General features: G+C 42.7%; 14 protein-coding genes. 6 read left to right on the forward strand and 8 right to left on the reverse strand.

Annotated features, from left to right (window positions below):
• Positions 1-79: 79 nt before the first annotated feature.
• Genes FBQ74_RS05210 through FBQ74_RS05230 form a run of 5 tightly spaced genes read left to right on the forward strand, consistent with a single transcriptional unit; the run spans position 80 to position 5,550 of the window.
• Complete coding sequence (locus FBQ74_RS05210) at positions 80-1,204, forward strand: glycosyltransferase family 4 protein (RefSeq protein ID WP_168190610.1); 1,125 nt, start codon at positions 80-82, stop codon at positions 1,202-1,204.
• A complete protein-coding gene (locus FBQ74_RS05215; protein ID WP_139755673.1) occupies positions 1,201-1,752 on the forward strand; it encodes an arsenate-mycothiol transferase ArsC in 552 nt (183 codons plus the stop codon). The genes FBQ74_RS05210 and FBQ74_RS05215 overlap by 4 nt, the downstream gene beginning before the upstream one ends.
• 6 nt (positions 1,753-1,758) lie before the next feature.
• Positions 1,759-3,087: an O-antigen ligase family protein gene (locus tag FBQ74_RS05220; RefSeq protein WP_139755674.1), complete on the forward strand. Its 1,329-nt coding sequence runs from the start codon at positions 1,759-1,761 to the stop codon at positions 3,085-3,087.
• A 40-nt stretch (positions 3,088-3,127) separates the two neighbouring features.
• Positions 3,128-4,024, forward strand: coding sequence for a glycosyltransferase (locus tag FBQ74_RS05225; RefSeq protein WP_139755675.1), 897 nt, complete (start codon positions 3,128-3,130; stop codon positions 4,022-4,024).
• A gap of 32 nt (positions 4,025-4,056) precedes the next feature.
• A complete protein-coding gene (locus FBQ74_RS05230) occupies positions 4,057-5,550 on the forward strand; it encodes a putative Ig domain-containing protein (protein WP_139755676.1) in 1,494 nt (497 codons plus the stop codon).
• Between the two features lie 278 nt (positions 5,551-5,828).
• Here FBQ74_RS05230 and FBQ74_RS19300 read toward each other — a convergent pair whose 3' ends face one another.
• From FBQ74_RS19300 to FBQ74_RS05260, 6 genes are all read right to left on the reverse strand, one after another.
• Positions 5,829-6,257 (reverse strand): sulfotransferase family protein, encoded by a 429-nt coding sequence (locus tag FBQ74_RS19300; RefSeq protein ID WP_139755677.1) that lies wholly within the window; start codon positions 6,255-6,257, stop codon positions 5,829-5,831.
• A gap of 70 nt (positions 6,258-6,327) precedes the next feature.
• Positions 6,328-7,278: an IS30 family transposase gene (locus FBQ74_RS05240; RefSeq protein ID WP_139754917.1), complete on the reverse strand. Its 951-nt coding sequence runs from the start codon at positions 7,276-7,278 to the stop codon at positions 6,328-6,330.
• Positions 7,279-7,366: 88 nt separating this feature from the next.
• Entirely contained in the window at positions 7,367-7,669 is a 303-nt protein-coding gene (locus FBQ74_RS05245; RefSeq protein ID WP_139755678.1) for a sulfotransferase, read from the reverse strand.
• A gap of 120 nt (positions 7,670-7,789) precedes the next feature.
• Positions 7,790-8,317: a sulfotransferase gene (locus tag FBQ74_RS19305; RefSeq protein ID WP_139755679.1), complete on the reverse strand. Its 528-nt coding sequence runs from the start codon at positions 8,315-8,317 to the stop codon at positions 7,790-7,792.
• 517 nt (positions 8,318-8,834) lie between these two features.
• On the reverse strand, positions 8,835-9,902 hold the full coding sequence (locus tag FBQ74_RS05255) for an acyltransferase family protein (protein WP_139755680.1): 1,068 nt from the start codon (positions 9,900-9,902) through the stop codon (positions 8,835-8,837).
• A 90-nt stretch (positions 9,903-9,992) separates the two neighbouring features.
• Positions 9,993-12,575 (reverse strand): tetratricopeptide repeat protein, encoded by a 2,583-nt coding sequence (locus FBQ74_RS05260; protein ID WP_139755681.1) that lies wholly within the window; start codon positions 12,573-12,575, stop codon positions 9,993-9,995.
• A gap of 202 nt (positions 12,576-12,777) precedes the next feature.
• Between FBQ74_RS05260 and FBQ74_RS05265 the strand changes: the two genes are divergently transcribed.
• Positions 12,778-13,707: a glycosyltransferase family 2 protein gene (locus FBQ74_RS05265; RefSeq protein ID WP_139755682.1), complete on the forward strand. Its 930-nt coding sequence runs from the start codon at positions 12,778-12,780 to the stop codon at positions 13,705-13,707.
• Positions 13,708-13,891: 184 nt separating this feature from the next.
• Here the strand turns inward: FBQ74_RS05265 and pepA (FBQ74_RS05270) are convergent, their stop codons facing one another.
• Both pepA (FBQ74_RS05270) and pepA (FBQ74_RS05275) read right to left on the reverse strand, forming a co-directional pair.
• A complete protein-coding gene (pepA, locus tag FBQ74_RS05270) occupies positions 13,892-14,641 on the reverse strand; it encodes a flocculation-associated PEP-CTERM protein PepA (RefSeq protein WP_139755683.1) in 750 nt (249 codons plus the stop codon).
• 222 nt (positions 14,642-14,863) lie between these two features.
• Complete coding sequence (gene pepA, locus FBQ74_RS05275) at positions 14,864-15,616, reverse strand: flocculation-associated PEP-CTERM protein PepA (protein WP_139755684.1); 753 nt, start codon at positions 15,614-15,616, stop codon at positions 14,864-14,866.
• Between the last annotated feature and the right edge of the window lie 32 nt (positions 15,617-15,648).

Consider the following 15,648-nt stretch of genomic DNA (forward strand, 5'->3'; position numbering starts at 1 on the left):
TTGTTATCCTTGTCTTTAGTAGTAAAAAATAGGAAGTTTTTCGGCTAACGCCTTACACCTCATTATGACCTATAAAATTATGCACTTGATTGACACAACCGGCCCGGGAGGGGCTGAAGATGTGTTCATCACATTAGCCGATAAAATACGAGGCCTCAATACCGATTCTGTCGCCGTTATTCGTGGCGAGGGATATGTGGCAAAGCAATTACGCACCAAAGGTATAGAACCGATCATAATTGACTCAAAAGGCAGCTTTAATGTCGGCTTCATTAAGTCATTGTGTCAGTTGATAAAACAGCACAATATCGGCCTTATCCAGTCACATCTGTTAGGCTCTAATGTTTATGCCAGTATTGTAGGGCTAATTACCCGAACGCCGGTAGTAGCAACTTACCACGGTATGGTCGATGTGTCGCCAAATGAACGCTTCAAACGCCTTAAACTGTGGTTTATGCGAAACGGTATTGCTCGGTTTGTGGCGGTGAGCCATTCGCTGCAGCAAAAAATTCAGGAACACAACCTTTTAGTGCCTGAACGCACCAGTGTTATTTACAATGGCATCGACACAAGCCTGTACAGTACAACCCGCGTTACTCGCTTGAAGCGCGAACTGGCTATCGATAACGATACATTTTTGCTGGGCGCACTGGGTAATGTCAGAAAATCAAAGCGCTACGATGTTCTGGTCGATACCGTAAACCGCTTAAATCAGCGTGGCGTAAACGTGGCGGTGGTTATCGCTGGCGATCCGAAAGCATCCATTAAAGATAAGCTGGACGCGCAAATGCAGTCACTGGGTGTGACCAATATCCACTTTATTGGTTTTATCGATGACACGGCAGAATATTTGCAAAACCTTGATGGTTTTGTATTAAGCTCAGACGCTGAAGGGTTTTCAATCAGTACCATTGAAGCCATGGCCACAGGGCTGCCGGTTATCGCCACCAAATGTGGCGGGCCGCAGGAAATAATCCAGAATGAAGAGCAGGGCGCATTGGTAGACATTAATGCAGACGCATTGGCCGATGCCATCGAGAATAGCATTAGCACCTGGCATGAACGTAAAGTGAACCAGCAAGCCATTGCGCGTGTACAAGACGCGTTTTCTCAGTCGGCCATGGTGCGTGCCTACGCGCAGCTCTATAGTGCCGTAGACACGTCTTTTCCTTCGCAGGCAGTCAATGTGGAGCCAATCTCTTGAGCTACAGTCAGTATATCGCCGATACCTACGGCTCCAAGCGCGGCCTGGCCCGTTATGTAAAGTTCAATATCAAAAAGCATTTGGGTGCCTATAAAAATGCAGACGGCAGACAAATCAAAAACACAAAGCGGCTCATTTATGTTTGTAGTGGCAATATTTGTCGCAGTCCGTTTGGTGAGGCCGTAAGCTTAAAAGCAGGCTTTCCTGCTATCTCGTTCGGGCTGCATTGCCGGGGCGGCGACCCGGCCTTTGAAAAAACGCTGGATTATGCCAGTCGTCATGGCTACAACCTGGACCGCCACCGTTCCACTAAAATGCGTGATTACACGCCCCTTGTTGGTGATTTGCTTATTGTGATGGAACCGGCCCACCTGGATGAGCTGAACGCCCTTTACCCGAATGTAAATAAGGTGCTTATAGGGCAGTTTGCATCAAATAAAACGGTATATCTGCACGACCCCTTTAATACCAATCAAACCTTTTTCGATAAATGCATGCAACAAATTGAAGAAGCCACGCTGTCGTTAATAACTACCATTAAGAAGTAAAATGTTATGAAAACTCAGGCGCAAACCTTACATGATTCAGATTTTCTGTTTTTAAAGATAAAAAATCTTTGGATTTACTTTAAATCTGAATCCTTGGCATTTAAGAGCATTTGTGCCTATATGTTTGTGGAGATGTTCAGGCCACAGTCGATATTTACGTTTTTAGATTTTTTACCGTGGGCCAAGGTTTTCCTTATACTTGCCATGGTGGGAATCTTTTTTGACGAAAGAGCCAAATTTAGATTCTCGGGGATGCATGCTCTTTTGATTCTTTTCACGTTTGTAATAAACTTGTCGATAGTTGGTGCATTTAACAAAGATTGGTCTTTTGAATATTATTTTCTATTTATTCAATGGATAATAATATTTTTTGTTTTAACCACTATCGTAACAACTCGTGAGCGGTTCTATATACTTTTCTTGGTGTTTTTTCTGTGTGCGTTGAAAGTTGCTATCGGCACGTCGAAAAATTGGGCCATGCGAGGATTCGGTTTTACATCATGGGGGTTAAAGGGGCCTTCTGGGTATTTTGAAAACTCAGGCGAATTGGCTATTTTAATGCTTATCCTTTTTCCCATTGGTTTTTATCTGTATAGAGGGTTGAGACACGATGTACGAACCTGGGAAAAGTTAGTACTGCTTGCTGCTACGGTGTGCCCCGTACTTACGATTCTTGGAGCGAGTAGCCGAGGGGCCCAATTGGCGCTGCTTGTGCAGCTTTTTGTCATGTTTTGGCGGCAGATTTTCAAACCCAAAGTTATCATCGGTATATTGGTAACCGGTTATTTAGGTTGGCAGGTACTTCCAGCCGAACAAAAAGAACGCTTTACAACAATTGGTGAAGATAAGTCCTCCATGCAGCGTGAACTGTATTGGGAGAACGGCTGGGAAATGATGAAGGATCATCCGGCGTTGGGGGTTGGCTACTTCAATTTCAGGCCTTACTTTGAAACTTATTATCCCGAAGACGTTCTTTATGATTATGCGGAGCTACCGCATAATATATTCATCCAAATAGGAACGGATGCAGGTTTCGCCGGCTTATTTGTGTATTTACTTATCATATCTACCTCCTTAATGAAAAAACGAATTACGTTTTTCTCGACCGACCAGGGGGGCGCTAAGAGTGATGCAATTTATCATCATTTGTGGCCCGCACTGAAAGTAGGAATAATTGGTTTCGTAATAGCGGGCCAGTTTGTAACGGTAGGCTATTACCCCTTTTTGTGGCTTTCAATTGCGCTTCAGACAGCGCTAATTAATTCTACAAAATCTAAACGCGACAACTTTGTTACAAAACCTTTAAGAAGTATGACGAACAATGAACTACGATAGTGTCTGGATCACATGGGAGCGGCAACCAAGGAACCGCTCAATGGCGCAGTTGCTGGATGCTGACTACGAGGAAATAACATCAACGAGCGGTAGCTTTTCAAGGTATATTTATTGTATTAAACAAACCGTTTCAGTTCTGAAGAAACGTTATAGTACCGTATTTGTACAAAATCCTTCGATAGTGCTTTCTGCTCTGGCGGTTCTGTTAAAGCCGATCTTTGGCTACAAGCTTGCTATAGACGCGCACAATGCAGGCGTCAGACCTAAAGAGGGCAAGAATAAGTTACTTCAAAAACTCAATCTGTGTATTTTAAAAGGCGCTGATGTGGTTATCGTTACAAATAAACCGCTTCAGCAACTGTTAAATGATAAAGGCGTTACAAGCTGCGTTATGAGCGACCCTTTACCCACGCTTAAAAAAGCACAGAGTTCGGACTATTCTAATTTTATTTTTGTTGTCTGTTCCTGGGCTGAAGACGAGCCTATTGAAGTATATCTTGATACAGCAAAGCAACGCCCTGATATAAACTTTGTATTTTCAGGCAATTATAAGAAAAGATTGAAGGATAAAGAAATATCAGAACTCCCTGATAATATTATACTGGCGGGCTTCGTGAGTGAAGAAGAATACGTTGGTTTACTTAAAGATGCACTCGCGGTAATAGATCTGACCGAACGGGATGATTGCCTTGTCTGTGGCGCTTATGAAGCGATTTCGGCAACTCAGAAAGTTATTCTATCTGATACAAGGGTAAACAAAGAGCTGTTTGGAAACGCCGCTTTCTATACTAAAAATTCTACTACCGAACTCAAGAAGAGTTTGGATGAAGCGCTTAACACTGACATCACTTCTCAGATAGAAAACTTCAAAACACAATATGATTCTCAACTCAGCGATGCAAAGTCTAAGGTGTTAGCTATTCTTCAGGCGGGCTGACAAATCTTAGTTTCACGGTAAAAGGCAGTATTATGAGACTTTTAGTTCAAACGGTGCTGACAGCATTTGTGCTTATATTGGTAAGTAGCAATGCCGAAGCTGTTAATCAAATACAACAATGGATGTATGAGGCTAAGATGCCAATGCATGCGGTATATCCACGACCTGACTGCGAGACAGAAAAACATGCAAGACACCGTTGGGCCCATTCGAACATGCCCTACGAAATTCCAGTTGGAGTTCAGGGTGGAGCCTGGCCATTCACTTATACTCTAATTGAGGCCCCTGAAGGCGCAACAATAGGCAGCGAACCCAATTCTGATAACTACGGCGTGGTGTCTTGGAAACCTGCGTCCGATGCAACTGGCTCGCATACATTTCGCGTACGCGTTTCGGATAAAGCTGGTAATAATACTGATATTAACTGGACTACAACCGTCGACAACAGCAAGTTCGTCTTTATTGAAGATGGGTTTAGCGGGGATAAAAAAGGAACGATCTCGGAACCTCTCGAGGATATTAGTGACTGGTATCGCGGGGACAGGAATGATAAAAAATATCATAATAAAATAATTGTATTCAGAGGTGGGGAATATGCGCTAATTGGTGGTGAAGACACTAATGGTAACGTACGCCTCGATACGCGCTCAAAAACGCCCTCACTTATAGGTTTTCCGGGGGAGGCAGCAGTAATAGATGCGTCCAGGGCGAAAATTTTAACCGACACTCGAAAAATGACGGATTTATTCATTGCAGATCTGCACTTTAAGGATTCCAGGCAGGATGTAGGCAATGCGCATTTTTTCTGGGCTATAGGTAATGTCAGTCGTTCTACCTGGTGGCGAAACACGTTCGAAAATCATGGCATGGGAACAAAAGGCAATGATAACCCTGCCGGCGTTTTCATTTCAGGTCGCAGAGCGCACAAAAAGAATATTCTCTATAAAGACAATATTCACAACCGGTTTGATAATGGCCGGGGAAATGGTTCATATGTCGATATTTACTATTCCAGCTATGTTCTCATTGAGGGCAATATTGCTCGCAATAGCGACAACAAATGTGGCTTCTGGGCTAAGGGTACAACCAGCTTTGTAACGATAAGAGATAATCATGCCTATGACAATATCACGAGCGGTGGTATTTGCGTTGGATATGGTAAAGAGTCTCCCGAGGTTCCTCATGACCATGAAATAGCATGGAACAGGATTGTTTTTAACGGCGAGTATAATCGTGCAAACGCACTATTGTTTTCAGGTCAAAAAACCTGGGACGGAAAACACTACAACTCTTATATTTACCGAAATACATTTGTAAATGGGCGTGTATGGATTCGATTCGAAGGTAAAAACAAGTACCAAGTTGACGGAAATGTAATTGTGACGGACTATTCCGTGAATGAGACAGAAACAAAAACGTATCACCCAAATCTGATAGGTACGAAGTCTGACTTTATAGCGGATGATACCGGCAAATTAAAAGGCTATGCGTTAGATTACCAAGGTGAGGTCGGTTTCAAGTTGTGATTATTAATACTTGGCAAGGGCACTTATCAGAAGAATAAGGTGGCGTAAGCCACCTTATTTTTTATCTATTTCCAATGTTTCACTGGTTCGTTTCGAGAAGAAGTGAAACTTTGTTAGAAAAGTTTTTACATTCAGATGTATATTGAAAAAGGTATATCGAACTACTTTTTTTAATGAAAACGGGGATTCAACGGTTGGGTAGCCTAATTTAGATAATGCATTCTGGCTTCCAAAGCTAAACTCTGAAATAAGCTTAGGATCAATGCTCTTCCAACGGGCTATAGTTGAATTGTTATGGTCAGTGCCCAATTTTCCGAAAGCACTATTAGGTTTTCTGGGTTTAAGACGGTCTCCAAATCATAATCGTCAAAGTTTGTACCTAAATGTAGAGCCATTTTTTTCAAATGACTTTCAGGAGATGAAAGGAAATCTTCATATCTTAATAGGTATACATTCTTATTTTCCCTATACTTATTATTGACCTTAGTCCAATTCATTAGGGTATAACTAAGTCTATCACTTTTAGATGTAAAAGGAGGTGGCGGGTTCACCCAACCCAATCTTTCCTGGGACAAGCTTACATCTCTCCCATCCCGTACCATCCAGATAAACTTCGCATTAGGGGCAACATGCAGTATTTCTTTTATATATCCGACGTTAGCGGGCGTACTATCTACAATGTATCGTTTACCTGCTTTATCCGCCATTGCAGAAAGAAAATTGATGAGCAGTTCTGAGTAGCCGCGAATTCAACTCCGAAGTGCACCACTCGCTAAATTAGGCAGCCTTGCGTAATTCATTGAATACCGCAACAGGTTGCCTGAAGCCGAGGCACTTTCTCGGTCTGGCATTTAATGCCCGCTCTATTTCACTAATTTGCCTATCCGATACCGTCCGTAAATCGGTGCCTTTCCGGATGTACTGGCGCAGTAAACCGTTGAAGTTCTCATTCAGTCCGCGTTCCCATGATGAGTACGGATTCGCGAAGTAGATATTGGTTTTGAGCTTCTCAGCGACCAGCGCGTGGTCACAGAATTCGCTGCCGTTGTCCGCTGTGATTGTTCGGACATGACCTCGATATTTCCAGAGCATCCCAACCATGGCTCGGGCCACGTCTGCTGCGCTTTTCGCTGGCACTTTGCGTATCAGGTAAAGCTTACTTTTGCGCTCGACTAAACTAACAATCGCGCCCGTTCCTTGCTTGCCCAGAACCGTGTCAGCTTCCCAGTCACCGAACCGCTTTTTCTTGTTCACGATAGCGGGACGATGCTCAATGCCAACGCGATTCGGGATAATTATCCGCTTCGCACGGTCACCTTTACGATACCTTCTGTGACTCTGGCGCAGCTGTTTGTACAACCTACCGCCACGTAATTTATCACGCTGGACGTAGCGATAAATCCATTCGTGACTGACGTGATGACCGATGATTTTACCTACACCAGCAATCTGCTCAGGGCTCCATTTCTGGTTCAGCCCGAACTCAACAAAGGTAATCGTCAGTTCAGATATCCTGAACTTTGCGGCCTGGCTGCGGCGCTTCAGTGCTTTTGCCTGAGCGACTTCCGGCAAATAGTGGTTATCCCGAATTCTATTGCGATTTACTTCCCGGCTGATTGTGCTGTGACTCACGCTCAGACGTTTTCCGATCTCCCGATAACTGAAACCCTCGCGTAAGTAGGCCTCAATCTGGTATCGTTGTCCCTCGATCAACTGCTTGTAACTCATGGTAATACTCTAATTGTTTGGCGACTTTAGAATACCACCAACAGGCAGTTGATCATCTATCACCCGTTAACCATGAGTGGTGCACTTATTATCTGAATTCGGGGCTATTACTCTTTTCAAATAAAGACAAAAATTCATCCTTATCTAAATTGGCTCGTCTAAATTGCCTTGATCTGAACCAGTCAGATAAAAATTCGGCTTTGCTACTACCAGGCTGAAAAATATCACCGTAACGTTTGCGGCATACTGTCAATAAAAGTGTTTCGGCAGTGTATTTGTAGCAATCTTCGCTTGAAAATAACAATTTTCCGATCATAGTCGTGCCGGAACGAGCTGAGCCGACAACAAAAATCGGGGTGATATCTTTCTTTATTAACAATTGAAACTCCATGCGTTAGCAGTATTTCTTTAAATAATAACTTTTTGGCTCATTTAAACTAGTTGAGGCACATTGGATAAAGCGTATTTATTCTATAATCTTCTTGGTTATTATTAGCATAATTTCTTACATTTAATTGATATAATTGTATCGCAATAATAAATTGCGTAGCATAATAACTTCAATCTTTGAGACCGTTTGGCTCGATAGCTCCGATTCCCAACTATTATCTTCCTGAATATCAAAGTTGAAATTTTTCCTCATTCTGTTTCCCAAAATATGTGATGGCAATTTGTCTGTTTCAAATTCGCTCAGCGAGTCTAGGTTTAAAAACTCTTTCATTTTATCAAAAACTTCATTTTTATTGTTACATAAGTCTTCGTACCTAACATTAATCATCTTGATGTTTTCATGTCTTTTGTGAAACTCGTCTACAAGGTGTATGTACTGATTCCACTCTTTCGCCACACGAATCATATCACTTTCAGATACATTTCTATTTTTTCTATACGAGTTACAGAATGCTCTGCCATCTCTAATAAGAAAGATTATTTTGAAGACTTTTACATCTGCATAACGTGCAAAGATCTGTACTCTTCTTATAGACTTAGTTCCATCTATATATATCGATGAGGAGTTATAGCTGAGTGCGCTTTGCATGAATTTGAAGTTATAGTCTATATATTTATTTTCTCTTTTGCGCTCATGTGTTTGATGAATGTATTTCGCAATATTCCATCTCTACATGGTGACATTAAGAATTTATTTATAAATCTATTTCTGTGTAATATCGGTTTAACTACAGCATTTTCGTAATCCCGACTTTTTGGGAACTCATATCCTTTTATAATTTTTGTTGTTTTTATGTAGAAATCACAGGTGTCTATATACGCCCCGCAAGAGCAAACGTTTCGCCGCTTATCCCCTTCAATTAGAGGAAAAGTTTCTCCATTACATACTAGTTCTGGATGTGAATCTAATAGAAAAGAGAATAATGTGGCACCAGAGTACCAATTTGAGAGGAGTAGAACTGGGCCCATAACCGCTTCCTTGCTTTAAGTTGAGTGTTTTTTACACTACCACTGGTACGTCGTATGTGCAAAACTCGTAAAAACAAGGTAAAGTGCAGCTCTTTACATATGAGTATTGGTGCTAAAAGAAATGTAAATCTCGTTTTCTACTTAAATGCTCCAGATGAAAACGATTTGAAACGCATTTTCATAAATGGCTTTTCAATTATATTTAGAGAAAGGGTTGCTAAAGCTACTATTACAAGTGTACCAACTAAGAAGCCAATCAAATAATTGTCTATGAATTTGAATCCGATACCGAGGCCTATGGGATGATACAGATACATTGGGTATGAGATTTTCGCCAAGCTTGTAATTAGCCTGCCATTAACTATGCTAAACCATTTGGCTTCTGACAACTTCATAATACTTAGCATTACAGCAATAGCTAAAGCGCCTTCTACTGTAAAACCGAGTGTGTAGTGAAAGGCGGGGATTGATTTAGATAAGTTTAATGCGAGCCCTGCGAGCAATAATAGTACACCCCAAACCCACGCTGGAAAATTAAGTGTCGCATAAGGCTTTTTCGCCAACACAAATGCAGCTAATGAGCCAACCAGTAATGAGTCAAAGCGTGTATCCAAAGCGTTGTAAATCCAGGGTATCTTATTTTCGATAATTATCGTCTCTGAATAGATAATCACGCGCCAACAAACACTTAAAACAACTACTGTTGATAGCATGGCAACAGGTCTGTTCGTTTTAAATGCGAAAATAAGAAGTAAAGGGTAGATAAAGTAGAACTGCTCCATGGTCGATAGAGTCCACAGGTGCGCAACCATACCCGAGCCGTGTCCGTATAAGGCATTATAGTAGTTGACAGTATGGGTGGCTGCGAAGAAAAATAAATTATTCTCCCATGTGTCTCCTAAGATAATAGTGTCAAGTACAAATGCAGCAATGATAAATGCGTAATAAGCAGGCGCTATTCGTAAAAAACGATTTTTCCAAAACCTTTTTGAACTAATGGTTTTGCTGGTCTCGATTTCTTTAAGTAACGAATTAGTTATCAAAAAACCTGATAGTGCCAGCAAGAATGGGACACCAATTCCACGGAACGTAGTAAAGCCAGCGTGACTTAAAATGATAAAGTAAACGGCCAATACTCTGACTAAATCAAGTCCCGGAAGACGTTCCCTACTAACGCTGTAATGCTCTTTCTGATTAATCGACACGTTTGTTTACTCAGGTATTACGCTAAATATAAGAGCAAGGCGGGGCCTATCTTAGCGATTAGGCCCCGCATAATTCAAACTATTGCTGGATTACATTCCCGCTTCTATCTCTTTCTTAGTATTCAACAAAGCGCTTTGGTTAGGTTTTACCTTCAGCGCTTGCTGGATCCACTTGTACGCTTCGTCTTGCTGGCCTTGTTCATTGAGCAGCCAGGCCAAGTTGTTCATTGCGCGCCAGTTAGACTTATCATTATTCGCGATTTGACGGTATTGCTCAATGGATGCCTGGGGATTAGATTTCGCCAGCTCGTTAGCGTAAAGCTCACGGGTATCGCCAGTATTCCCGGTATTTTCCATGTGAGACTTAAGCAAGCTTAGCCCTTTATCCTGCTGGCCGTTTGCTTTCAGCGCGCGGTAAAGTGTCTGTACTGTATTTTCGTTAGGTGAGGTCTCGTAAGCCTGACGAAGCCCCTCCACAGCGCCGCCAGCGTTCCCGTTGGCCATAGCCACCTTACCCTGAATAAGTTGAGCAGCAGCACTCTTACGCTGCGTTTCGTTTAACTTGTCCAATGCCGCTTGCGCTTGTTGGGGCTGTTTTTTAGATAAATAAATATCCGCGGTCAACAAGATGGCACGGTCTGTTACGTTGGTGTCTTGATCAACCAGCGGCTTGAGCGTGCGAATAGCGGTATCATGGGCACCCTGCAGCGCCTGTGTGCGGCCTAACATATAGTAGACAGCGGGCGTCGACATTTCGTTTTCAACCAGTTTATTCAGGCGATACTCCGCTTTATCAAACTGATTTGACTGTAAAAAGGCGCGGGCAAGTAAGAACTCTGCTTTGGGCTTGGTTTCCATTGGAAAGTTAGCGTTTTTGCCAATATCGATGGCGCTTCGCATGTTGCCGGTTAATACATGTGTGTACATTTTTGTGTATTGCGTCGTATCATCGTTACCGGTGACTTGTGCTACCAGATCTTTAGTGTTGTTTTGCGCATTCTTCGTATTTTGTGCGGCTAAATATGCACCGCGCAGTGCCGCTTCATCATTCACCGTATCTGACAATATCGCCATATACTGTGAAAATGCATCACTGTACTGCTCTTGTTCCAGCGCGCGGGCGGCTTTATGGTTGCGTGCTGCACTGTTATCACTGTCGAGCTGGGCAATTTTGTTATAAATAGCATCCAGCGCGTCGTAGTTGCCCTGATACTTTTCAAACTCAGCGGCAATCAGATAGTTGTCGATATTATCAGGCTCTTGCTGCTGCCACTGGTTAAGCTGCGCCCGGGCAGCATCTTCACCTTCTTCATTGGCTTTCATGGTAAGCAATATAAGCTTAGCCTGTTTGGTGTTGCCTTCAGCTTCCTGAGACAGAATACGCTGTGAGGACTGGCGCACCATTTCCATGCCGGTTTCATCGCCAGCAATTAATTTAAATAAGCCGACTTCCTGGCGTTGCTGCTCTGTCTGAACATTTTTTGCGTCAACCTTCGATAATATTTGTTTTGCACCGGAAGAAAACCCGTCCTGTATAAGGCGCATACCGGTTACCACTGAAAGTTCGGCATTATCGTCGACCATTTCCGGGCTACGATTAAAAATTTCCAGCGCATCGTTGCTGGCGCCGGTTTGTAGTTTCGCGGCAACGTACATTTGTTTGGCAGGGTGGTTGGCCGACACCTGATTAACAATACGCTCCAGGTTCGTAATCGCCTGCTCATAGTTCTTTTGTTTAAAGTGAGACATGCCCGCCACGTAATGGGTGAGGGCAGAGCTCAAACCTGCGTTTTGTGCTTTTTCAATACGGCGTGTAGCGGTTTCGAAGTCTTCCTCTGACATCGCCACAATCGCAGATAACTGATTAGCCAGCGCCTGGTTCGGGTAGCGTTTCAGTATTTCCTGTATATAAGGTTTGGCATCTTCAAAACGCTGAAGACGAATAAGGGATTCGGCAATATTGAAGTTTAAGCGCAAAAACGCCGGTTTCTTTTCCAGTAGCTGCTGAAAGTTCTCCAAAGCAACTTCGGTTTTACCCATACCATACTGAATTTCAGCAATCAGCGATTGCGTTACCCAGTCATCGGAACCTTTTGCGGCAGCGCGCTGCAATACTTCTTCATCAGCTTTAGACGTATTAACCACAAAATGGTCAACCAGGGTCAGTAGTGTTTCTTCACGCTGTGAAAGCTGTTGGCCTTCAAGTTCAGATAAAACAGATTGCGCTGAGGATTTGTCACCCTGGCGACCCAATACCAGTGCTTCAATAATCTGAACAAAGTCAGAACGCTCATAATTGCTACGGGACCTTAGCTGCTCAATAGCCTGAAGAGTCGCGTTATTATCTGCATACGCATAGGTGGCGCTGATGTAGTTGTCAGATAATTTTACAGGTGATGCGCCTGCATCCATGGCGCGATCATAGCCACTAACCGCGTTTTCCATATCGCCCATTTCAAAATAGGTCTGGGCCAGTAGCAGACGGGCTTCAGCACTATCAGGAGATTCCTGTACCACTGATTTTAGCGTGACCAATGCTTCCTGGTAGTTGTCATTCTTTAATGCATTTTTCGCATGGTCCAGCTGTTTACCGGTATCCTGTTCAGCACAACCAGCCATGATTGCAAGAGGAAGGGCAGCGATAAGAAATTTCTTCGATAGTGATTTTTTCATAAACTCATCATTTTTTATAAGGCACCCGCTGTACTGTAAGCGGTTTATTAAAAAAGTTAAAGCATATACGCATCTGACTCGAATGTGATCAATATAGACTGTGGTACTAAAAGGTTATCTTAAAGGTGATTTTAGCTCTCATGAGGCGCAAAAGTGTCAATTGAGATAATCATATAGTGCTATATTGACGCTAAAGAACTATATGGAATCCTCTTACATGGAAACGGTAGGTATCATATCAACAGTCCGCGCCCCTTATTCTCAGCTCAAGGCGTTTGTTAATTTTCATCACAATATTGGGATAGACCATATTGTGCTCTTTTTCGATGATCCCGAAGACGAGGCTTTCTCTAAATTTTGTGATGTTCCCGGGGTGATAGCGGTTCGCTGCGATGAAGCCTATTGGAATGATAACGCGATGGAACGACCGGGCTTCATTGAAGAACGGCAAAAGGTAAATGTTAATAATGGCGTGGAATACCTTGCTGCTAAACAGTGTACCTGGTCTGTACATATTGACTGTGATGAGCTTATTAATCCATTAAAGCCATTAAAAAGCCTATTGGCTGCAAGCCAGTCTGATGTTGTAAGGTTTGCTATTTTCGAGGCCGTGGCTGAAAAAGAGGAATATGAAAGCCTCTATACCCCGAATCTTTTTCGAAAGCAAAGCAGAAAAAAGATAGTCAGGTTCGCACGCAAAACGGGCTTTTTTAGTGCGTTCTTTGATGGTGAGTTCTTCAGAGGGCACACAGTGTCAAAATCGGCGATAAGAATAAAGCCTGAGTTTAAACATCAGTACGGTATTCATGGCTTAGATAAGTCTGTTAAAGCATCGAAAGTAAATACTGATGCTATTCAGCTGCTCCATTTCGATTGCGTCAGCTTTGATGCCTGGAAAACCAAGTGGGATCGGCGGCTTGACGGTACGGGTGTGGCGGCAGGTATGAGACCCAACAGACGAAAGCAGATGCAGTATTATCAAACTGCAAAAAGCGAAGGGGAAGCATCCCTCAAGGAATTATTTAATCGCCTGCACAATATCAGACGAATAGAGCGCCCGTTTCTTTACTTGTTTAACATGATAAAGCGAGTCAGGCTGCAAAGTGATTTATTTGAAGATGCGAAGGAATAAATACGATTTATTTGTGAAACTACGTGTTTAAGCATTTCAGCAGTTATTGTATGGAACATTCGAAGGAAAGCATCTTACGACCGGGGCGGTCAGATACAGTAGTGGTAGGTGAATAGGGTTCGGTTGGTTTAAACAGAAAAAGGGTGGCCCATCACCACCCTTTATAAAACAATTGCTACTAAGCTTATTTTGCTTTACGGCGACTTGTTGCACCCAGACCCAGTAGACCAAGGCCAAGTACCGCCAGTGTAGAAGGCTCTGGTACAAATACCGCGCTAACGTCACCAGTTACAAATTGCTCACCTTCAAGAGGGAAGGTATCGAAGTCGCCATCCACACTTACGTAAGTATAGAACGGAGAAGGGGATACAAAATAAGAATCACCATTTTCGGTAAGCTCAAAGTCGAAGAACATGAAGTCATATACTCCGCCGAAACCGTAAATAAGCGCAACATTCTCACCTATACGAGTGCTTTCACCTAACAGCAGATCATCTTCGTTATTTGATAATACCAGGCTACCAGAAGCTTCTGTATCGTAGTTACGATCTAAATATAGTTGGAAACCGCCCTGAGAAGCATTTAACTCGGCAATTAATCCTTCGTCAGAACCCGTCGGGGTAACAGTACCGGTGGCTGAGAAAATAGCATACATAGTATAGTTGCTACCAATCATAGAACCTCTGCCTAGGTTATCTCCACCTTCGTTATCAAAAAGCTGGCCCATGCTGGCAAACGCGTTTGCAGTGAAGTTACCTTCTTCGTCAAAAGTAATAACTTCTTTAAAGCCGCCATTAAGTTTGTCAGCAGTGATGACTTCGCCACCATAAGGTGTTTCATCTATTTGAAAGTCAAGAAAGGTCGCGTGGCTAGAGAATGATGCTGCGATACCAGCGGTTAACGCTAATGTTTTTACCAGGTTTTTAATTTTCATTGTTACTTCCATCAGTGTATTCCAATTACAAAACTACAAGTGCTGCTAAGGTATTAGCAGCTATAGTGCCAACTCTATAACTTACTGATATTAATTAGCTTTAGGATAGAAATAATAAAAAAGTTGTACTATATGTAAATAAAACCGACAGTGCTACTATCTGTTTTCAGAGCACAAAAAAAAGCGACCGGTTGGTCGCTTTCTTCAAATCAGGCAAAACTATTATTTAGCTTTACGACGGCTTGTTGCGCCAAGACCTAACAGGCCAAGACCAAGAACAGCCAGTGTAGAAGGTTCTGGAACAGCAAATACTGCACTCACATCACCTGTTACACGTTGTTGACCTTCCAGAGGGAACGTATCGAAATCACCGTCTACATTCACTGTCATGTAGAAAGGCATTGGTGATACAAAGTAAGAATCACCTGCTTCTGTCATTTGGAAGTCCTGGAACATGAAGTCAAAAACACCGCCGAAGCCGTATAACAGACCAACATTGTCGCCAATAGTCAGGCTTTCACCTAACAGCATGTCATCAGCAGTGCCAGACAAGCTCAGGTCCGCATCTGCAGCAGTTGTATCACGGTTAGGATCAACATAAAGCTGGAATGAACCTTCATCTGCAGACAGAGAAGAAATCGAACCATCAATGCCAGGAGTCATTACTGTGCCAGAAGCAGAGAATGTCGCATAAAGGCTGTAGTTAGCGCCTAGCACTGAGTTCGCACCCAGGTTATCGCCACCTTCATTTGCGAACAATTGGTTCATGTTGGCAAACGCAGTTGCTGTGAAGTTACCATTACCATCAAAATCGATGATTTCTTTGTAACCGCCATTTAGCTTATCTGCTGTAACAACTTCACCACCGTAAGGGGTTTCATCAATCTCGAAATCTAAGAAATCAGCGTGAGAAGAAAAAGAAGCTACGATACCCGTAGTAAGCGCTAAAGATTTTACCAAGTTTTTAATTTTCATAATATCCATCCCATATTCCAAAAAAAGTGGTT

This window comes from Salinimonas iocasae, assembly GCF_006228385.1.
GTDB lineage: Bacteria > Pseudomonadota > Gammaproteobacteria > Enterobacterales > Alteromonadaceae > Alteromonas > Alteromonas iocasae.